The 19,742-nt window shown below is 70.4% G+C and carries 18 protein-coding genes; 4 read left to right on the forward strand and 14 right to left on the reverse strand.

Annotation, left to right across the window (positions count from 1 at the left end; genetic code table 11):
* Positions 1–393: 393 nt before the first annotated feature.
* Positions 394–735, forward strand: coding sequence for an amino acid ABC transporter permease (locus BKK79_RS23245; RefSeq protein ID WP_071018294.1), 342 nt, complete (start codon positions 394–396; stop codon positions 733–735).
* Between the two features lie 208 nt (positions 736–943).
* Here the strand turns inward: BKK79_RS23245 and BKK79_RS23250 are convergent, their stop codons facing one another.
* The 9 genes from BKK79_RS23250 to BKK79_RS23290 form a co-directional block, all read right to left on the reverse strand.
* Positions 944–1,882, reverse strand: a complete 939-nt coding sequence (locus tag BKK79_RS23250; protein ID WP_071038924.1) for an AraC family transcriptional regulator — start codon at positions 1,880–1,882, stop codon at positions 944–946.
* A gap of 84 nt (positions 1,883–1,966) precedes the next feature.
* Entirely contained in the window at positions 1,967–3,160 is a 1,194-nt protein-coding gene (locus BKK79_RS23255) for an aminotransferase-like domain-containing protein (RefSeq protein WP_071038925.1), read from the reverse strand.
* A 330-nt stretch (positions 3,161–3,490) separates the two neighbouring features.
* On the reverse strand, positions 3,491–4,300 hold the full coding sequence (locus BKK79_RS23260) for a putative hydro-lyase (RefSeq protein WP_071038926.1): 810 nt from the start codon (positions 4,298–4,300) through the stop codon (positions 3,491–3,493).
* A 16-nt stretch (positions 4,301–4,316) separates the two neighbouring features.
* The gene (locus BKK79_RS23265) at positions 4,317–5,657 is read right to left on the reverse strand and encodes an MFS transporter (RefSeq protein WP_084085090.1); all 1,341 of its coding nucleotides are present in this window, start codon (positions 5,655–5,657) and stop codon (positions 4,317–4,319) included.
* 662 nt (positions 5,658–6,319) lie between these two features.
* Complete coding sequence (locus tag BKK79_RS23270) at positions 6,320–6,571, reverse strand: acetyl-CoA carboxylase biotin carboxyl carrier protein subunit (RefSeq protein ID WP_084085092.1); 252 nt, start codon at positions 6,569–6,571, stop codon at positions 6,320–6,322.
* A 47-nt stretch (positions 6,572–6,618) separates the two neighbouring features.
* Positions 6,619–7,599 carry a biotin-dependent carboxyltransferase family protein gene (locus BKK79_RS23275; protein ID WP_232346432.1) on the reverse strand — a complete coding sequence of 327 codons (981 nt, stop codon included), beginning with the start codon at positions 7,597–7,599 and terminating at the stop codon, positions 6,619–6,621.
* On the reverse strand, positions 7,596–8,375 hold the full coding sequence (pxpB, locus tag BKK79_RS23280; RefSeq protein WP_071038927.1) for a 5-oxoprolinase subunit PxpB: 780 nt from the start codon (positions 8,373–8,375) through the stop codon (positions 7,596–7,598). The genes BKK79_RS23275 and pxpB overlap by 4 nt, the downstream gene beginning before the upstream one ends.
* A complete protein-coding gene (locus BKK79_RS23285; protein ID WP_071038928.1) occupies positions 8,372–9,775 on the reverse strand; it encodes an acetyl-CoA carboxylase biotin carboxylase subunit in 1,404 nt (467 codons plus the stop codon). The genes pxpB and BKK79_RS23285 overlap by 4 nt, the downstream gene beginning before the upstream one ends.
* A 149-nt stretch (positions 9,776–9,924) precedes the next feature.
* Entirely contained in the window at positions 9,925–10,359 is a 435-nt protein-coding gene (locus BKK79_RS23290; protein WP_071018287.1) for a VOC family protein, read from the reverse strand.
* A 180-nt stretch (positions 10,360–10,539) separates the two neighbouring features.
* On the opposite strand from BKK79_RS23290, the gene BKK79_RS23295 reads away from it, so the two are divergent.
* A complete protein-coding gene (locus BKK79_RS23295; protein WP_071018286.1) occupies positions 10,540–11,469 on the forward strand; it encodes a LysR family transcriptional regulator in 930 nt (309 codons plus the stop codon).
* A gap of 50 nt (positions 11,470–11,519) precedes the next feature.
* Here the strand turns inward: BKK79_RS23295 and BKK79_RS23300 are convergent, their stop codons facing one another.
* Positions 11,520–12,242, reverse strand: coding sequence for a DUF2076 domain-containing protein (locus BKK79_RS23300; protein ID WP_071038929.1), 723 nt, complete (start codon positions 12,240–12,242; stop codon positions 11,520–11,522).
* A gap of 156 nt (positions 12,243–12,398) precedes the next feature.
* A complete protein-coding gene (locus BKK79_RS23305) occupies positions 12,399–13,604 on the reverse strand; it encodes an MFS transporter (RefSeq protein WP_071038930.1) in 1,206 nt (401 codons plus the stop codon).
* Between the two features lie 401 nt (positions 13,605–14,005).
* Here BKK79_RS23305 and BKK79_RS42140 point away from each other — a divergent pair, with 401 nt between their 5' ends.
* Positions 14,006–14,644, forward strand: coding sequence for a HigA family addiction module antitoxin (locus tag BKK79_RS42140; protein WP_335582937.1), 639 nt, complete (start codon positions 14,006–14,008; stop codon positions 14,642–14,644).
* Positions 14,645–14,744: 100 nt separating this feature from the next.
* Here the strand turns inward: BKK79_RS42140 and BKK79_RS23320 are convergent, their stop codons facing one another.
* The 3 genes from BKK79_RS23320 to BKK79_RS23330 form a co-directional block, all read right to left on the reverse strand.
* Positions 14,745–14,957, reverse strand: coding sequence for a YdcH family protein (locus BKK79_RS23320; RefSeq protein WP_071018275.1), 213 nt, complete (start codon positions 14,955–14,957; stop codon positions 14,745–14,747).
* 276 nt (positions 14,958–15,233) lie between these two features.
* The gene (locus BKK79_RS23325; RefSeq protein ID WP_071038931.1) at positions 15,234–17,588 is read right to left on the reverse strand and encodes a cytochrome P450/oxidoreductase; all 2,355 of its coding nucleotides are present in this window, start codon (positions 17,586–17,588) and stop codon (positions 15,234–15,236) included.
* A 107-nt stretch (positions 17,589–17,695) separates the two neighbouring features.
* Entirely contained in the window at positions 17,696–18,688 is a 993-nt protein-coding gene (locus tag BKK79_RS23330) for a Bug family tripartite tricarboxylate transporter substrate binding protein (protein WP_084085094.1), read from the reverse strand.
* A gap of 190 nt (positions 18,689–18,878) precedes the next feature.
* On the opposite strand from BKK79_RS23330, the gene BKK79_RS23335 reads away from it, so the two are divergent.
* Positions 18,879–19,739: an IclR family transcriptional regulator gene (locus tag BKK79_RS23335; protein WP_071038932.1), complete on the forward strand. Its 861-nt coding sequence runs from the start codon at positions 18,879–18,881 to the stop codon at positions 19,737–19,739.
* The last annotated feature ends 3 nt before the right edge of the window (positions 19,740–19,742 follow it).

Raw genomic sequence — 19,742 nt, forward strand, 5'->3', positions numbered from 1 at the left:
CGCCATGCAGGCCGGGGCGTCGGCCGAGGATCGCACCATGCGCGGCGCACGAGGTGCCGTAAAAGGCGCCCCGCCGCATCCGCGCCCGGTATTCTCAGGCCACGCCCGCGCGGCGGCGCCGTTGCCCCTGTGCCGGGCACGGCCAGCGCCACAGTGCGCCGGCAGCCCCGGCAGCCATTTCCGATTGCCGTTCCGATTGCCGCAGCACCACCGCGACCGCGTATTGTCCATGGCAGCAAACAGTGTGTTCAGCCATCTGGTCAGCGGACAGCATTCCTGCGTCAACTCGCCGCTTCCGGCGCACGTTAGCGGAAATGACCGATGTCCGGTCAGCATGTAGTCCCAACGCATTGCGCTGCCAGCAAGGCGGCACCCGACGGAGCCCTCACGATTATGAAGAAGATCGCCATCACCGCTTTTGCCCTTTGCCTGGGCGCTGCCTCGATCGCCGCGCAAGCCCAGACCACCGGCAAGGCCGATCCCTATACCCAGGGCGCCAAGGCCGGCAAGGCCGACCCCTATACCGACGGCGCCAAGATGGGCAAGGCCGACCCGTACACCGATGGTGCCAAGGCCGGCGAGAAGTTCGACCCGTACACCCAGGGCGCCAACAAGAGCACGCGCGCCGACCTGACCAGCAGCAAGGGCAAGGCCTCGCACACGAAGAAGCACAGCAAGAAGGCCGCCCCGGCAGCACCGGCCGCTCCGGCCGCACCCGCTTCCAGCGGCAACTGATCGACGCGGCAGCGGCGGCCACCGCCGCCCTGCCGGCAGACGAAGCCCGGGCACCGCGCCGGCCGCAAGGCCAGGGCGTGTTGCCCGGGCTTTTTTTCATTCTGCGACGAGCCGCCGGCCAGTGTCGTCCTGAGGCCGGCTGGTATCAGCCTGAGGCCTGAGGCCTGGGTCTTAAGTTCGTGGAAGAATGAACTTGTGACTCAGTGGACTAAGGCCTGGCGACGCGCGGCAGGGCACGCTGCCATGCCACCTGCTCGCGCCAGCCGGCGCGATACGCCGATGGCGCGATGCCGCGGATCTTCTTGAACTGCCTGGAGAACTGCGCGCCATCGCAGAAGCCGCATGCCGTCGCGATGGCGTCCATCGCGAGTTCGCCCCGCCGCAGCAAGGCGCAGGCAAACTCGATGCGCTTGTGCAGCACGTACTGGTAGGGAGACAGCCCGGTCGCGGCCTTGAACACGCGCGAAAAATGGAAGGGACTGAGGGCCGCCAGCCGCGCCAGCTCTTCCAGTGCGATCGGGCAGGCGATTCGCGCCTCGATGTACTCGTCCAGCCGTTGGATGCGGGCCGCGGTCAATGCGGCCGGACGCCCGTCGCGGCGGGCGCCGGCGCCACCGTGGCACGTCAGGACATGGGCCGCCACCAGGCGCGCATAGGTCTGGCCGATCAAGGCGCCGTGCGGGTTGCCATCCTGCAGTTCCCGGTCCAGGGTCTCGAATGCGTTCAGCACGAAATGGTCCGGCGCCTCGGCGAACGCCGGCGCCATGGCGATGCGCGCCACGCCGAGTTCGTCGGCCACCTCGCGCAGGGTGTCCTCGGGCAAGGTCATCAGGCACAGGCTGCCGAGCGGACGCACATAACGCACACTGTGCCCGCAACCGCTGGGCACATAGGCGGTCGAGCCACGGCGCTGCACTTCGGTATGGCGCTTGCCGTCGATGCGGCGCTCCGCGATGGAAAGCGGATTGAGCTTGACCATCAGGTAGTGTCCGTCGATGGCATGTTCGGCGGTGTGGAACAGGCTGTCATCGCGGCGCTCGAAGTAGAGATCCGTCCATCCATGCGCCGCACTGCTGCGCACCGGAGCGCTGGCGAACAGCGCGGCATGGTCTTCCGGCTTGCGGAAATCGAGCTTGCGTACGGTCATCGCCCTGCCCCCCCCGGTCATTGGCTCCCCATTCTACCGGCGCGGCGGGACCGCTCTCCTCCTGGCCCTCCCCTTCGGCCCGGGTCAGTCGGCGGCGGCATGCAGCATGCCCCCGCCGGCATGGTGCAGCGCCTTGGCCAGGCGTATCGCACCGACTTCGGCCCGCGCTTCGTCGATCGTCGAATAGGACAGGCGCAGCGTGTTGTGCTCGGGGGCAGCGGCAAAGAAAGCGGCGCCAGGCACGAAGATCACGCCGGCGTCGAGCGCTGCCTTCAGGACGCGCGCCGCATCCACCTCCGGGGCGAAGCGCGCCCACAGGAACATGCCGCCCTCCGGCTCGTGGAAGGCGATCGCGGTACCCAGGTGCCGGCGCAGCGCCGACACCAGCGCATCGCGGCGCTGCCGGTACGCGTCGCGCAGCACCGCGAGGCGCGGCGCCAGCCGACCCGCGGCGAGATAGGCGCCGATCAGCCGCTGGGACAGGCTGCAGCTGTGGAGGTCGATGGCCTGCTTGGCCAGCGCGGCCTGCTCGAACAGCGCGGGCGGCAGCACCATCCAGCCGACCCGCAGCCCGGGCGACAGGATCTTGGAGAACGAGGACAGATACAGCGTGCGCGCTTGCGCCGGCGTGCCGGCGGCGAGCGCCTGGATGCTGGCCACCGGGCTTCCCGACAGCCGCAGTTCGCCGTAGGGATCGTCTTCGATCAGGTAGGTGCCGGTGCGCGCCGCCAGCCGGACCAGCTGTTGCCGGCGCGCCAGGCTGAGGGTGCGTCCGCCCGGGTTGCCGAAGTTCGGCACCACATAGACCGCCTTGACCGGATGGCGCGATACGTAGGCCTCGATCCAGTCGACGTCGATGCCCTGCTCGTCCGACGGCACGGAAACGATGTCGGCCTCGGCCAGCGCGAAGGCCTGCAGCGCCGCCAGGTAGGAAGGGCGCTCCACCAGCACGGTGTCGCCCGGATTCAGCAGCACGCGCGCCGCCAGGTCGAGTCCCTGCTGCGAGCCGGAGGTGACCAGGATGCCGTCCGCCGCGGCCTCGATGCCGCGCTGTTGCAGCAGTTGCGCGATCTGCTCGCGCAAGGCGGCCTCACCCTCGGTCAGGCCGTACTGGAAGGCACCCGCGGCATCCGGCGCCAGGGCCGCGGCCAGCGCCTCGTGCAGCCCCTCGGTATCGAACAGGTCCGGCGCCGGGATGCCCCCGGCCAGCGAGATCATGCCGGGCATCTTGCTGTACTTCAGCAGGTCGCGCACCGCGGAACTCTGTACGCGGGCCATGCGCGTGGCGAAGTGGAACGGCGATGCCGGTGACGGAGACGCCGGCGCTGCGCCGTTCGCAAGCGTTGTCGGCAGGGGCAGGGGCAGGGAAGCGATGCCGGTTTCGAGAGTTCGCGCAGTATCCATGGAGTCGGCCGCCGGCTGATCGCCGCGATGATGAGCGCGCCCGCGGAGCGGAAGAGACCGCTGCGCGGGCGCTGGTGCGACGAGTGTAGAGCGCGCCAGACCGGGTACGTGAGAGCGCAACCTGCGGGATTTGTGCTTTCCTGCGCTTTTTTTCGCGCCGGCAAGGCACGGCCCGGAGCGCCACCCGGCGCCCCGGGCCGCCCCTCACAACACCCGCACCGCCTCGATCGGCGTATCCCCCACCAGCATATGGCCCGGAGCATGCGTGATGCACAGCGGCAGGCGCGCCTCGACGGCGGCGGCCTGCGGCGTCACGCCGCAGCCCCAGAACACCGGCACTTCGCCCGGCAGGATCGCGGTGGGCTCGCCTTCGTCCGGCACGCCCACGTCGGCGATGCCGAGCGCGGCGGCATCGCCGACCTGCACGGGCGCGCCGTGCGCCCCCGGCAGCCCGGCGCAGATGCGCGCGGCGAGGGCGGCCTGCGCCGGCGTGTACGGGCGCATCGACACCACCATGGGGCCGCGGAACGGGCCCACGGGCACGGTCTGCAGGCGGGTGCGGTACATCGGCACCACCTTGCCCTCGTCGACATGGCGCACGGCCAGGCCGGCGGCCTGCAGCGCATGCTCGAAGGACAGCGAGCAACCCAGCACGAAGCCGACGAAGTCGTCGCGCCACAACGCCGTGATGTCTTCGCATTCCCCGGCGAGCACGCCGTCGCGCCAGACGCGGTAGCGCGGCACGTCGGTGCGCAGGTCGACGTCCTCGCCCAGCACCGGCACCAGGGGCGAGCCGGGCTCGGTCATGCCGATCAGCGGGCACGGCACCGGGTTGGCACGGCAGTAGCCGAGGAAATCGTCGGCCCAGCGGCGCGGCAGGATCATCAGGTTGCCTTGCACGCGCCCCGGCGCCATGCCGGCGGTGTGGCCGCGCCAGGCGCCGCGCCGGATGGCGGCGCGCACGGCGGCGGGATCGTCGGCCCAGGCGGGCAGCGCGGCGGGAACATTGCGCATGGTCGTGGGCCCCTTCTCAGTCGAGCGCCTTGCGCGCGGTTTCCTTGACGCCCAGCAGCGCCAGCAGGCTGATGGCCGCCCCGCCCATCAGCAGGTAGGCCGGGCTCAGCAGGTTGCCGGTGGCGCCAATCAGCGCAGTGGCCACGTAGGGCGTCACGCCGCCGCCCAGGATGGCGCCGAGGTTGAAGCTGAAGGCCATGCCGGAATAGCGCACGCGGGTGGGAAACTGCTCGGCATAGGTGGGATAGCCGACCGACTGCACGATGGGCATCGGCAGCGCCACCACCAGCATGGCGAGGAAGGCGAGGCCGATATTGTGCTGGTCCATCAGCATCATCATCGGCACCACCAGCACGGTATAGGCGAGGAAGCCGATGGCCAGCACCTTGCGGCGGCCGAGCCGGTCGGACAGTCCGCCCCAGAACGGCATCAGCATCGCCATCGCCAGGCTGACGAAGGCCATGATCCAGTACACGGTGGCCTTGTCGTACTTCAGGTAGGTGGTCAGGTAGATGTTCATGAAGACCAGGCCGACCCAGTAGCCGACGTTCTGGCCGAAGGACAGCAGCAGCACCTTGACCACGGCCGGCATGTGCTGGCCGAACACTTCCTTGAGCGGCGCCTTGGGCGGCTCGCTGTGCTGCTGGAACTGCTGGAACGCCACCGATTCCTCCACGCGCTTGCGCACCAGCGACGACACCAGCACCATCGGGATCGCGGTCAGGAAGGGAATGCGCCAGCCCCACTCGCTCATGGCCTCGCTGCCCAGCATGGAGGTGGTCAGCCCGCACACGGTGGCGGCCAGCGCGCCGCCCACCGCCACGCCCACCGGCGTGAAGGCACCGAAGAAGCCGCGCCGGCCCGCCGGCGCCGACTCGGCCACGTAAGCGGCCGCGCCCGTCACCTCGCCGCCGGCGAAGAAGCCCTGCACCAGGCGGATCAGCAGCAGCAGCAGCGGCGCCGCCAGGCCGGCACTGGCGGCCACCGGCAGCAGGCCGATGGCGCCGGTGGCCACGCCCATGCCGATCACGGTGACCAGCAGCACGGTACGGCGGCCGACGCGGTCGCCCAGCCGGCCCAGCACGATGCCGCCGATGGGCCGCATCAGGAAGGCGCTGCCGAACACCGCCAGGATCGCCAGCAAGGACGCGGTGGCATTGTCGCCGGGGAAGAACAGCGGTCCGATGGTGGAGGCGAGATAGCCGTAGACGCCGAACTCGTAGTATTCGATGGCGGTACCGGCGGCGGCGGCCAGGGCCGCCTTGCGCGCGACGGCGATGTCGCCTGCGGGCCTGGCCGCGGCGGCCGCTTCGGCCGCGTCAGGGAGCGGCAGCGTGGAGGTGGGGGCGTTGGACATGATGACGTTTCCTGAAGCAGGGTGAAAGAGGCCACGCCGGCTGCCGGCGGCAGCCTGCGGGAACCAGGGTCAGCACATGAATACCTGGCGCGCTGGCCGAGGAAATCCCGCGGGTGCGCACCTGTTGTTGGAGAGGGAGGCCCTATTTTCTCCAGGCTTCCCGCACTGCATTCACTACCGTTATGCACGCGTCGTGCTTTTGATTTTTATTCAGCAACAAGCGTGCCAGTCGATTTGCCCGATAAAAACGCCGGAAAAATCACGCAGCAGGGCCTGGCCATCGATGGCCATCCATTGCAGAGTCTCCCATTGCCCTGCTGCACCAGATTGAATCCTTCACTACGCGCCGCCGTCCGCCGGCGGGCATGGCCTGCACCATCCTTGCGTGCCGCCAGCCCAGCCTCATCACCGCCGCGCTGCGCTAAACCATTGTTCCTGCTGAACTTCCGGGAACACGGCAGGCATCGGAGCAGTGGTGCCGGCGATAGTCCGGCGATAGTCCAGCGATAGGCGGACGGCCGGCATGCCACGGCCACTGCGCCAACGCCGCGGCACGCCCGAAGGCATGCCGCGGCGCGCGGCGGCCGGGCCCCGCAGGGTCGGCCGACTGTTTTCCAAGCAGATACGGAAAATGGCGGGATATTATTCATCCCACGCCGAAGTTAATCGGCAGGAATATAGAGAGCCAATACCTGCCCTTCCTCGACCAGCTCCCCCTCGGTCACTCGATATTCGACGACATAACCGTCGGCCGGCGCTTCGACCGGAATTTCCATCTTCATCGATTCGATAATCACCAGGGTCGCGTCGCGCGCCTGCGCGGCGCCGGGTGCGGCGATGATCTTCCACAAGGTGCCGGCGGTCTCGGCCACGATGGGCACCGCGTCGGCTTGGCGTTGGTCCGGGTCTGGCATGGGGGCGTCTTCTTTTGTGCGGTTGAGGAAGGGGTGGAAGGCCGGGCTCAGTCCCGGGCGGCTTCCAGCGAGGCGAAGGCGGCATCCTGCAGCAGCGCCAGGCGCTGCGCGTACGCCAGTTCCACCAGCGCGAAGCGCACTGTCTCACCGGGCATGCGCTGCGCCAGGCGCGGCAGGTCGACCGCGATCACATGGCCGATCTTGGGATAGCCACCGGTGGTCTGGCGGTCGGCCATCAGGACGATGGGCTGGCCGTCGGGCGGGACCTGGATGGTGCCGAAGCTCACCGCCTCCGATTGCAGTTCCAGCGGCGCGCCCAGCGGCAGCGCCGGTCCTTCCAGGCGGTAGCCCATGCGGTCCGACCGGGCGCCGATGCGGAAGGCTCCGCCGGTGAAGGCGGCGTGCGCATCGGCGTGGAAATGCCGCCACTCGCGGCCGGCCACCACGCGGATCGGGGCATCCGGCGCGCTCTCCGGCTCGGACGAAAACAGGCTGCCGCCGGACGGCAGCACCGGCAGGCGGGTGTGCGGCGCGCACAGGGCGATCATGTCGCCCTTGCGCAAGGGCTTGCCCTGCACGCCGCCGTAGCCACCGCGCACGAAGGTGCTGTGGCTGCCCATCACGGCCTCCAGCGCGAAGCCGCCGCCGACCGCCAGGTAGGCGCGCAGGCCGCGCCGGCGCTTGCCGAAGGCCAGCGTGGCGCCGGCCGGCACCACGCGCGCCTGCGCGCTCGGCAGTGGCTCGCCGTCGATGGTGGCCTCGAGATCGGCACCGCACACCGCGACCGTGGCCGCGGTGTGGAAACGCAGGGCCGGCCCCATCAAGGTGACCTCCAGCGTGGCGCAGGACGCGGCATTGCCCACGAGCGCATTGGCCAGCCGGTGCGCGCGCTCGTCCATGGCGCCGTTGGCCGGCACGCCGAGCTGCTGGAAGCCGTGGCGGCCGAGGTCCTGGAACGTGCTCAGCGCACCGGGCTTGAGCACCTCGATGGCGGCCGCGCCGGCGCGGGCTTGCATGGCGTCGCTCATCGGCCGCCTCCTTGGCTGGCGGCATGCGCCGCGGCCATGTCATCGAACTGGGCGGCCGAGACCGGCACGAAGCGCACGCGGTCGCCCGCGTCGAGCAGGCAGGGGCGGGTCCGGTGCGGATCGAACAGCGGCAGCGGCGTGCGGCCGATCAGGTTCCAGCCGCCCGGCAGCACCATCGGGTAGATCACCGACTGGCGGTTGGCCAGCCCGATCGAGCCGGCCGGCACGGCGGTGCGCGGCGTGGCGCGCCGCGGCGGCGCCAGGCGCGCATCAAAGCGGCCCACATAGGGGTGGCCCGGGGCGAAGCCCAGCATCAGCACGTCGACCGGCTCGGCACTGTGCAGCGCCACCACCTCGTCGGGCGCCAGCCCGCACAGGGTGGCCACCTCTTCGAGGTCGGGACCGTGCTCGCCGCCGTAGCAGACCGGCAGCTCGACCACGCGCGCGGCAGCGGCCGACAGGTCCAGCGGCGCCGCCAGCAGCGCCGCCAGCGTCTCGCCCAGCGCCTGGTAGGGCGGCAATGCCGTGCTGGCGCCGGCCACCTCGGCCGGGTGATAGTGGATGCCGACGGTGCTCAGCGCGGGCACCACGTCGCGCACGCCGGGCAGCGCCGCCGCGCCGATGCGGGCGGCGGCCGCGCAGGCGCTGCGGTTGGCGGCAGCCAGCGCCTCGGCGCCCTGCCCTGCGTCGAACACCAGCATCAGCAGGCGATCCCCCGAGGGCTCGATGCGCCAGGGCACCGGCGCGGCGGACTGGGCCGTGGCTGCCGCGCTCACGGTTGCACCTCGGCAGGCACGGCGGCGGCGGCCGGGGCGGCGCTGTCGCCCACCAGCGCGGCCATCTCGCGCGCCACGAAACCGGTGTCGGCACGGCCCGCGCGGAAGTCCGCATGCGCCAGCACGCGGCCGAGGAAGTCAGCGTTGTGGCGGATGCCGGCGATGCGCGCGTGCGCCAGCGCGTCCAGCATGGCCAGGCGGGCGGCCTCGCGGTCATCGCCACGCGTGATCAGCTTGGCGATCATCGGGTCGTAGAAAGGCGTGATGGTGTCGCCCTCGCGCACGCCGGTGTCGACACGCAGGCCGGGCATGGCCGGCAGCGCGAAGCATTCCAGCCGGCCCGGCGACGGCATGAAATGGCGCGCGGGGTTCTCGGCATAGAGGCGGCACTCGATGGCGGCGCCATGGCGGCGGATGTCCGCCTGCGCCACCCGCGCCAGCGTGCCGGCGGCAAGGCGGATCTGCGCCTGCACCAGGTCCCAGCCGGTGACCGCCTCGGTCACGCCATGCTCGACCTGGATGCGTGTGTTCATTTCGAGGAAGAAGAACTCGCCGCTATCGGCGTCGAGAATGAACTCGACGGTGCCGGCGCCGCTGTAGCGCTGCGACACCGCCAGCGCCACCGCGGCGGCGCTCATGCGGGCCAGCACCTCGGCCGGCAGGCCCGGCGCCGGGCTTTCCTCGATGATCTTCTGGAAGCGGCGCTGTACCGAGCACTCGCGCTCGAACAGGTGCACCGCCGTGCCGTCGCCATAGCCGAACACCTGCACTTCGATATGGCGCGCGCGCGCCACGTAGCGCTCCAGGTAGACGCTGCCGTCGCCGAAGGCCTTGAGCGCCAGCGCCTGGGTGGAGGCCACGGTGGCCGCCAGCGTGGCCGGCCCGTCGACGCGCTTCATGCCGATGCCGCCACCACCGCCGGCGGCCTTGACCAGCAGCGGATAGCCCACCTGCGCGGCGGACGCCTCCAGTCCGTCGAGCTGCTCCGGCAGGAAGCGGGCGCTGCCCGGCAGCACCGGCACCCCGCAGGACTGCGCGATCTCACGGGCGCGCTTCTTGTCGCCCATGTTCTCGATCGACTCGACCGAGGGGCCGATCCAGCGCATGCCAGCCGCCTGGGCCGCCTGGGCAAAGGCCGTGTTCTCGGACAGGAAGCCATAGCCCGGATGCACGCCGTCGGCGCCGTGCGCCGCGCCGGCCGCCAGCACCGCCTCGGCGCGCAGATAGCTTCGGGCCGCCGGCGACGGCCCGATCGGCACGGCCACATCGGCCATCTGGCAGTGCAGCGCACCGGCATCGGCCTCGGAATACACGGCCACCGTCTCGATGCCGAGCGCCTGCGCGGCGCGGATGATGCGACAGGCAATCTCGCCGCGGTTGGCTACCAGGATTCTTCGCATAACAAACTCTGACTGCGTGGGGGCGGACGCGCGGCGCTGCAAGCGCTCGCCGCGCGGGTTGCCGGCCTGGGGCCGGTCGTCTGGATATGCAGCGTCCGCCCGCGCGGCGGCGGGCGGATGGGCGCGGGCGGGCCGCGCCGGGTGCCGGCTTACTTGGCGAACAGCGAGGCGATGTTGGCGAAGGCCTTCAGTTCCAGCGCATTGCCCGACGGGTCCAGGAAGAACATGGTGGCCTGCTCGCCGACTTCGCCCTTGAAGCGGATGTGCGGCTCGATGATGAACTGCAGGCCGGCGGCCTTGAGCTTGTCGGCGGCTGCTTCCCATTGCGCCATCGACAGCACCACGCCGAAGTGGCGCACCGGCACGGCATCGCCGTCGACCGCGCTGGTCTTGCGGTGGCCGCACTCTTCCGGCGCCAGGTGGGCGACGATCTGGTGGCCATAGAAATTGAAGTCGACCCAGTCCTCGGCGCTGCGGCCTTCCGAGCAGCCCAGCAGGTCGCCGTAGAACTCACGGGCGCTGGCGATGCTGTGGACCGGGAAGGCCAGGTGGAACGGGGGCAGGACGGCAGTGGATTCGCTCATGGTGGACAGGCTCTCGCAATCGGTGCGGTTCGGTTGTGGGGTCGGGCAGCCCGCCTCGCCTTGGCTGTCTCGGCAGTCGGTGCGAGGTGGGCCGCCACTGAGATGCAGTCTATGCATGACGAATCATGATGAAAAGCGATATATTTTTGACCTTAGCACCACCAAAATTGATGAATCACCATGCTGCGAGAACTGCGCACCTTGATCGCCGTGGCCCGCCACGGCACCTTCGCCGGCGCGGGGGCCCGCATCGGCCTGACCCAGTCGGCGGTCAGCGCCCAGATCCACCGGCTCGAAGAGGAACTGGGCTTCCCGCTGTTCGACCGGACCGGACGCTCGGCCCGGCTCAATGCCTCCGGCCGCGAAACGCTGGCCCTGGCCGAGGAACTGATCACGCTGTATGACCGCCTGGGCCACCAGGGCCTGGCCGCCCAGGGCAACGCCATGGTGCGCATCGGCGCCATCGCCTCGGCGCAGGCCACCTTCCTGGCCGATGCCATCGCCCGCTTCCGCGCCGAGCTGCCCGCATGCCGCATCCGCGTGGTGCCCGGCGTCTCGCTCAACCTGCTCGGCCAGGTCGATGCCGGCGAAGTCGACATCGCGGTGATGATCCGCCCGCCCTATGCGCTGCCGGCCGAGCTGGAATGGCGCTCCCTGCTGCGCGAGCCCTTCGTGCTGCTGGCGCCGGCCGCGCTGGCCGGGCGCGGCTGGCGCGAGGTGGTCGAGAGCGAGCCCTTCATCCGCTACGACCGCGGCTCGTTCGGCGGACGCCTGGTCGACCAGTTCCTGCGCCAGCAGCGGCTGGCCGTGCAGGAGGCCATCGAACTGGACGAACTGGAAGGCATTGCGCAACTGGTGGCGCGCGGACTTGGCGTCGCGCTGCTGCCGCGCACACTGGCGGGCGGCCATTGGCCTGCGCAAGTGGTGGCGCTGCCGCTGGGGGATGAGACCTTCTACCGCGAAGTCGGACTGGTCGAGCGCGCGCGCCACAGCCGGCAGCCGGTGGCAAGCCGGCTCGCCGAACATATCGGGGCGGCGGCGCAGATGCTGGTGGAGGGACAGGAGAAGGCGGCGCGCGTGCGCGGCCGCCGGCGCGCGGACGGACCATGACGGTCCGTGACGGCCGCGCGCAGGGCGCCGCCGGAACCGCCGCCGCGGACTCAGACGATGGACGAGTCGTCGTTCAGGAAATCGTCGTTATCGAGGCCGGCATCGAGGCCGGAATCGAGGAAGCCGCCGTCCGATGCCCGCTCGCGCGCGTCGAAGGCGCTGCCGCCATCACCGTTGTCGTAGTAGTTGTTGACGACCGTGGTTTCGGCCGGCATCGAACCCAGCGCCGGCTGGCCGAAGAAACCGCCGCCGCCGCTGTTGCGGTGGAACAGGTTCTCGAGGCCCTGGAACAGGAAGGCACCTCCGGCCACGCCCGCGGCAGTGCTGGCGATGCTGCCGAGTGCGCCGCCCAGGCCGCCGCCGAGGAAGCCGGGCCGGGCCGGCTGCGGCACGGATTGCGGCATCGGTTGCTGCATGGACGGCGGCATCGGCTGCGGCGCGGGCTGCATCGAGGCCGGCATGGCGGCGGGCGGCACCGCGCGGCCGGCGCTGTTGCCCCAGGCGCTGTCCCCATCGAGGAAGTGGCTGCCACCGTTGACCTGCGCTGCCTGCGCTGCCTGCAACTGGCTCTGCAGCGTGGCGATCTGCGCCTTGGCCGAGGCCAGCGCATGGTCCAGCAGCATGGCACGCTGGACCAGCAGGTAGGCCGCGTCCGGCTGCCGCGCGGCCGCGTCGGCGATGCGCGCTTCGGCCTGCGCGTCCTTGGTGCCGGCGTTGGCCTGCACCAGCTGGGTCAGGAAGGTGTCCAGGGCCTGCATTTCTTGGGGGGTCATGCTCTCTCCCGTCGGAGTGGTTCAGTACGCCCACAGTCTATGGACCGAGTCTTAAGCGGAAATTAAGAAGGTGCCGGGCGTAACCACGCCAGCTGGCTGGCGCCGGCGCCTGGCTCGCCGCAAACCCGTGGCGGCCGGGGCCGGCAGCCGCCGGCTTCAGTGCGTGGCGACAACCTCGCCCGTGCCATCATGGACCGGCAGGCCGGCGCGCCGGTCGAGGCGCCCGCTCAGCGTGGTCAGGGCCAGCGCGCCCAGCGTGACGAGCCCCGCCAGCCACGGCGTGGTGCCGAGGCCCAGGTGGTCGACGATCAGCCCGCCGGCCCAGGCGCCACCCGCCACGCCGAGGTTGAAGGCGGCGATATTGAAGCCCGCGGCCACGTCGGCAGCCTGCGGCGCGACCGCCCTCGCCTGGCGCACCACATAGAGCTGCAGCCCGGGCACATTGCCGAAGGCCACCGCGCCCCAGGCCAGCACCGTCAGCGCCGCCGCCCAGCGGTAGTGCGCGGTGACACCCAGCACCAGCAGCACCACGGCGAGCAGCAGGAAGATGCGCTGCAGCGCCGGTACCGGGCCCAGCCGGTCGGCCAGGCGGCCGCCCCAGACGTTGCCCAGCGCCACCGAGACGCCGTAGGCGACCAGCACCAGGCTGACCTGGCCCGGGGTGAAACCGGCCAGCTCCTGCAGGATGGGGGCGAGGAAGGTGAAGGCGATCAGCGAGCCGCCGTAGCCGGTCGCCGTCATGGCATAGACCAGCAGCAGGCGCGGCCGCGCCAGCACCTCGAGCTGCTGGCGCAGCGGCGCGGGAGCGGCCTGGGCGATGTTGCCCGGCACGAACAGCAGGCTGCCCAGCAGCGCCACCACGCCGAAGCCGGCCACCACCAGGAAGGTCGCGCGCCAGCCGAAATGCTGGCCGATGAAGGTGCCCAGCGGAATGCCGGCGACGAAGGCCACCGTCATGCCGCTGAACATGGTGGCGATGGCGCGGGCGGCCCGCTCGCGCGGCACCAGGGTGGTGGCGATCACCGAGCCGATCGAGAAGAACTCGCCGTGCGCCAGGCCGGTCAGCACGCGCGCGGCGACCAGCACGCCGTAGCCGGGCGCCAGCCAGGCCAGCAGATTGCCCAGCGTGAACAAGACCATCAAGCCGGCCAGCAAGGTCTTGCGCGGCACGCGGGCGGTCAGCGCGGTCAGCACCGGCGCGCCCACGGCGACGCTCAGCGCGTACAGGCTGACCAGCAGTCCGGCCGATGGCAGGCGGATACCGAGGTCGGTGGCGATGGTGGGAATCAGGCCGACGATGACGAATTCCGTCGTGCCGATAGCAAAAGCGCTGAGGGTCAGCGCAAGCAGGGCGAGAGGCATGGTGGACTGGGTCCGGTGGTCACGATGGACCGCAGTCTGCCGCGCTTACCTTTGCAGAAAAAGCAGGGGGAAGCGGAAATACTCTTGAACTGGAATCAACAATGAAGCGCTCGCGGCGCGCGGCAGAGCGGCATCGCGCTGACCCGCGGTCGTGCCATCGCGCCGTGGCTGCCTGTCCACCCCGACATCACGGATCGCGTCTTGTTCGGACAGGATGGGCGACACATGGAGCTAGGCAACGCGCTGCTCCCGGCAATACAAAGGCAATACAAAGGTTGCGATCGGCATGATTCCTGGCCCGGCCCGGGTGCTAGCGTGCACCTGCCTTGTTATGCACATCTCATCGATCTTGTATAGCGTATAGATACGCTATACACTACAAGCACCTTGCCAGCCATCCGATGATCAAGCACTTCGCCCATGCCGGACTCAGGAAGTTCTTCGAAACCGGATCGAAAGCCGGGATCCAGCCTCACCACGCGGACCGGCTGCGCAAGCAGCTCGGCGCCTTGAACCACGCGACGCGTCCTGAAGACATGGGAGTCCCCGCCTGGGGCCTGCATGCACTGAGCGGCGGCATGGCGGGCTGCTGGTCGGTCTCGGTCAATGCGAACTGGCGGCTGACCTTCCGCTTCGAGGACGGCCACGCTTATGTCGTCGACTACCAGGACTATCACCAGCAACACCAGGGAACCATGAAACACCAGGAAACCATCATGACTCCCATGCACAACCCGCCGCACCCCGGCGCGGTGCTGAGCGACTGGCTCGAGGGCCTGGACGGCATCACCATCACCGCCTTCGCGGCACACCTTGGCGTCACGCGCGCAACGCTGTCGCGCATCCTGAACGGCCATGCGTCGATCACGCCGGACATCGCCATCCGCCTGGAGGAAGCCCTGGGTGCCAGCCGCGAGATGTGGTGCGGCATGCAGATGGCCTACGATCTGTGGATCGCGGCGCAGAAGCCGCGCAAGCGTATCGAGCCGCTGGCGCGGCCGGCGACCGCGGTAAAAAAGGAAGACACCACCGGCGCCTGAAAGCAGGAGACCGGGAGATGGCGCGCGGGCCGGCGCCGGGCACTGCAAGCACCGGCGACATGCCCCGTGCCGGGCTACCGTGCCGGCGCGGGCCCGGTGGTCAAGGCTTGCGCGTCAATACCGCATACAGCTTGTCCTTGAGCATCAGCTTTTCCTTCTTCAAGGTCTCGATAGAGACACCATCGATCGGGATCTTGCCCTCCTCCATCTGCTGGATCTGCTGGTCCAGCTCGCTGTGACGATCGACCATCTTGGCGAAATGCCCATCCTTGGCACAAAGACGGTCGATCTGCTCACGGTACTCAGGGAACATGGCTGACTCCTCGCTCTAGGGATGAAGGAAGATGGCCGGCGCACCGCCCCGCAGGGCAGTCGCTGCTTGCATGCGCGCCGGCGGCCTGCCAGGCGGGAACCACGCGGATCAGCGCTGCACGGCTTGCCCTGCGCGTCATGCTATCACCGCTGTCGCGCAGGGCAAGCCCGCCGCTGCGGCGGCCGGCAGCAAGTGCGCAGCACGGCATCCCTCCAGGCACCGGCCCGTGCTCCGCTGCCGCGCGTGCTGCGGCGCAGCGATACGGGGCCGCCGCCTTTACAGTTCCAGCACAATGCGCTGGCCGGTGCGGGCACGCGAGCAGCAGGCCATCATGCGGCCATTGGCCTCGCGCTCGGCTCGCGTCAACACCACGTCGCGGTGCTCGACCTGGCCCGACAGCACGCGCACCTCGCAGGAGCCGCACAGCCCTTCTTCGCAGTCGCTGGCGACGTCGATGTTGGCACGCCGCAGCGTGGCCAGCAGCGTCTGGCCGGCGGGCACCTCCAGCACGAGGCCCGAGTCCTTCAGTTCGACCGTGAAGGGCGCGTCGGCGGCCGGATCCGTGCCGCCGGTGCCGTGGAAATGCTCGATGCGCAGCGCGTCGCCGGGCAGCGCGGCACAACAGTCCTGCAGCGCCTCCAGCATGCGCGCCGGTCCGCAGGCATAGACCTGGGTATCGGCACTGGCGCCGGCCAGCAGCGCGGCGAAGTCGGCGCGCTGCCCTTCGTCGCCGGCGTAGACGTGCAGCCGTTCGCCGTGCAGCGCGGCCAGTTCGTCGAGCAGCGCCATCGAGGCGCGCGCACGGCCGCTGTAGTGCAAGGTGTAGTCGATGCCCAGCTCGCGCGCGCGGCGCGCCATCGCGCTGATCGGCGTGATGCCGATGCCGCCGGCGACCAGCACCGCGCGCCGGCAGCCCTCGTCGAAGCGGAAATGATTGCGCGGGCCGCGGATGGTCAGGCGCGCGCCGGCCCGGACGTTTTCATGGAGCCAGCGCGAGCCGCCACGCCCGGCCTCCTCCTTCAGCACGGCGATCTCCAGCACGCCCGGCTCGGACGGATCGCCGCACAGCGAGTACTGGCGCGACAGGCCGGTGCCGCCGCAATCCACGTCGATATGCGCGCCGGGCGACCAGCGCGGCAGCGCGCGCCCATCGGCCGGGCGCAGGCGCAGCCGCAGCACGCCCTGCGCCGCGGCTGCCACGCTCTCCACCACCATCGCGCGGCCGGCCGCATGGCGCACCGGCTCGCCGACGCGCACCGGCGCCTGCGCGTCGCGCAAGGCGGGGCGGGCGCGCTCGGGATTGGCGGCCTGGTCCCATTCCACCCACAGGTGCTCCGGACCGCGGAAAGAGGTGTTCGGCACATAGGTGAAGCGCTGTGCCGGCAGGCGCAGGTGCGGCAGGCGCCGGGTCAGTTCCTGCAGGATGACCTGGAGCTCCATGCGCGCCAGGTTCTTGCCCATGCACTGGTGCGAGCCGTAGCCGAAGGTCAGGTGATCGACGGCATTGTCGCGGCGGATGTCGAACAGGTCGGCATCCTCGAAATGCGCCGGATCGTGGTTGGCCGACGAGGTGACGATCAGCAGCTTGGCGCCGGCCGCGAGCGGCACGCCGCCGACCACGGTGTCGCGCGTGACCACGCGACGCCAGGCCGCCACCGAGCCGTTGTGGCGCAGGCATTCTTCGACCGCGTTGGGGATCAGGCCCGGATCGGCGCACAGCTCGCGCCAGGCGTCGGGATGCTGCAGCAGCAGCTTGATGGCATTGGCGGCGGCATTGGCGGTGGTCTCGTGGGCAGCGACGATGCCCGCCATCATCATCGAATGCAGGTAGGAATCGGTCACGACGTCCGGCAGTTCCCGCTGCTTGCGGATGCCGTATTGCATCCAGCCGGGCGCGTCGGGATCCTGCCGCATCTTGTCGAGGATGCGGCCGGCGAGCTGCCAGAAGTTGCCCACCGCATGCGCCACCGCCACCTGCTCCTCGGAGCGCGGGCGGCCCCAGGTATTGACGGTATGCGCGATCGAGTAGCGCCGCAGCGTGTCCATGTCCTCCTCGGGCACGCCGAGGAAATGCAGGGCGACCGTCAGCGGTACCTCCCACAGCAACTGGTCGACCAGGTCGGCGCGGCCGTCGTCGATGAAGCGGTCGACGTAGTCGCGCACCAGCTGGCGCACCATCGGCTCGTGATGCTGCAGCGCCTCCGGCGTGAAGGGCTCCATCAGCGCGCGCCGGCGCGGCATGTGGGCGGGCTCGTCCTCGTTGACCAGCGTGCGGTTCATCGCATAGCCATAGGACGCCAGCACCGCATTGGCCTCGGGCCCGGTCGGCGTGATCTTCTCCAGCGCGATCGCGGGGCTGAAGGTCAGGTTGTCGCGGAAGACCGCCTTGATGTCGTCGTAGCGGGCCACCACCCAGTAGCCCAGGCGCGGACTGTAGAACACCGGCTCCTGCTCGCGCGCCCAGCGTACATACTCGGGCGGGTCCTGCTGGTAGGCGTCGGAGAAGGGATCGAAGGCGGCCGCCTGCGCGCTGACCGCTTCGGGCGCACCGGCCGGGCAAGCGCCCGCGGCAGGCGGTGCGGCGTGGAAGGGGCAACCCCCGCTCGGTGGCGTGGCGGTGGCGTCGGACATGGCTTGGCTCCTGCGGGAAGGGACGCGGGCCGCGCACACGCGGCCCGTTCGATGCGGTCGATGCGGTCGATGCGGTCGATGCGGTCGATGCGGTCGATGCGGTGGCTTCAGTCGAGCGTGATCTTGAGATCGCGGATCAGCTTGTGCCAGCGCGCGGTTTCGGCGCGCAGCATGTCGGCATACTCGGCCGGGCTGTTCCCCACCGGCTCGACGCCGAAGTCGACCAGCTTCTGGTGCACGCCGGGCTCCCTGATGGCGGCCACCACCTGGCGGTTGAGCGCCGCCACCACCTCGGGAGGCGTGGCCGCAGGCACCACCATGCCGACCAGCGCCGCCGCCTCCACCTTGCGATAGCCTGCCTCGGCAAAGGTCGGCACCTCGGGCAGCTGCGGCAGCCGCACGGCGTTGGCCACCGCCAGCGGCCTCACCTTGCCGGCCTTGATGAAGGCCGCGCCGGCCGCGTAATCGACCATCATGGCCGGGATCTGGCCCGCGGCCACGTCGGACAGCGCCGGCGCAGCGCCGCGGTAAGGCGCGTGGGTCATGTTCAGGCCGGCCTCCACCTTCAGCAGTTCCATGGCGAGGTGATGCGGGCTGCCGGCCCCGGCCGAGCCGTAGTTCACGCCGGCGGGACTCGCCTTGGCCTGGGCGATGAAATCCTGCACGGTCCTGGCGGGCGAGGCCGGCCCCACCACCAGGATCATCGGGAAGCGGCCCATCAGCGTGACCGGCGCGAAATCCTTGCCCGGGTTGTAGCTGAGCGTCTTGTACAGCGCCGGGTTGAACACCAGGGTGCCGTTGTCGGCCGACAGCACGGTGTAGCCGTCGGCCGGCGCGTGCGCCGTCTCGGCCGCGCCGATGGCGGTATTGCCGCCCGGCTTGTTGTCCACCAGCACCGGCTTGCCGACGCGCGTCGCCAGGCCCTGGCCGATGGTGCGCGCCAGGAAATCCGACCCGCCGCCGGCGGCATAGGGCACCACCCAGCGGATGGGCTTGGCGGGATAAGCATCGGCGCGGTTGCCGTCGGCCTGGGCCGGCGGCAGCACGCCGAACAGGGAAAGGGTCAGCAGGCCGGCAAGGCGGCCGCGGGTCTTGTTCATGGTGTCTCCTGTCTTTCCTTTGGTGGCCGGCGGTCGACTTGCCGCCCGGCTCGTTGCTTTGTCTGTCTGCTGGCTTGTTTGCGTAAATCATATACGCATTGCGTAATTTGATGCCACAGGTTAACTTCGGGGTTTACCTGGGCCCCGTACCGGAGCCCGCCTGCCCTTGCCCCACCCGCCCGAGGAATCCATGCCCCGCGCTCCGCATCGCGCCCCGCAGTCCGCCAGCCTCCCTGCCCCGTCCGAGCCCGAGCCGCCGGCGCGGCCGCGCGAGCGCCGCCAGCGCGTGCAATCGGCCGCCACCGGCATGGCCGTGCTGAAGGCGCTGGCGCGCCTGGGCGGGCAGGCCAGCCTGACCGCGCTGGCGGCGCAGGTCGACGAGAGTCCGGCCAAGGTGCATCGCTACCTGGTCAGCCTGGTCGAAGAAGGCCTGGTGGTGCAGCAGGCCGGCAGCCAGCTCTACCGGCTGGGGCTGGAAGCGCTGCAGATCGGGCTGGCGGCGATGCGCCAGGCCGATCCGATCCGCGCGGCCGAAGCCTCGCTGGTACGCCTGCGCGAACGCCTGGAAGTGACCTGCTTCGTGGCTGTGATGGGCAACAAGGGCCCGACCATCGTGCGCTTCGAGGAGCCAGGCTTGCCGGTCACGGTGAACGTGCGGGTCGGCTCGGTGCTGCCGCTGCTGTGGTCGGCTACCGGCAGGGTCTTCCTGGGCCTGCTCGACGCCGCGCGCGTGCAAGGGCTGGCAGCGGAGGAACTGGCGCAGGCCACGCCGGAGCAACGGGCCCAGCTCGACCCGCGCGACCCCATCGGGTGGCTGCGCGAGACCGTGCGTGCCGGCGGCTGTGCCGCGGTGCGCGACACCAACCTGAAAGGGATCAGCGCCGTGGCGGCACCGGTGTTCGACTGCCACGGCCGCCTGTGCGCGGTCATGGCCGCGCTGGGCGCGACCGGCGGCTTCGACCCGGCACTGGACGGGCCGGTCGCGCTGGCACTGCGCGAGGAAGCCTTGGCGGTCAGCCGGGAGCTGGGGTATGGGGGCGCGGCCGACTGAGCG

Source organism: Cupriavidus sp. USMAA2-4 (assembly GCF_001854305.1).
GTDB lineage: Bacteria > Pseudomonadota > Gammaproteobacteria > Burkholderiales > Burkholderiaceae > Cupriavidus > Cupriavidus malaysiensis.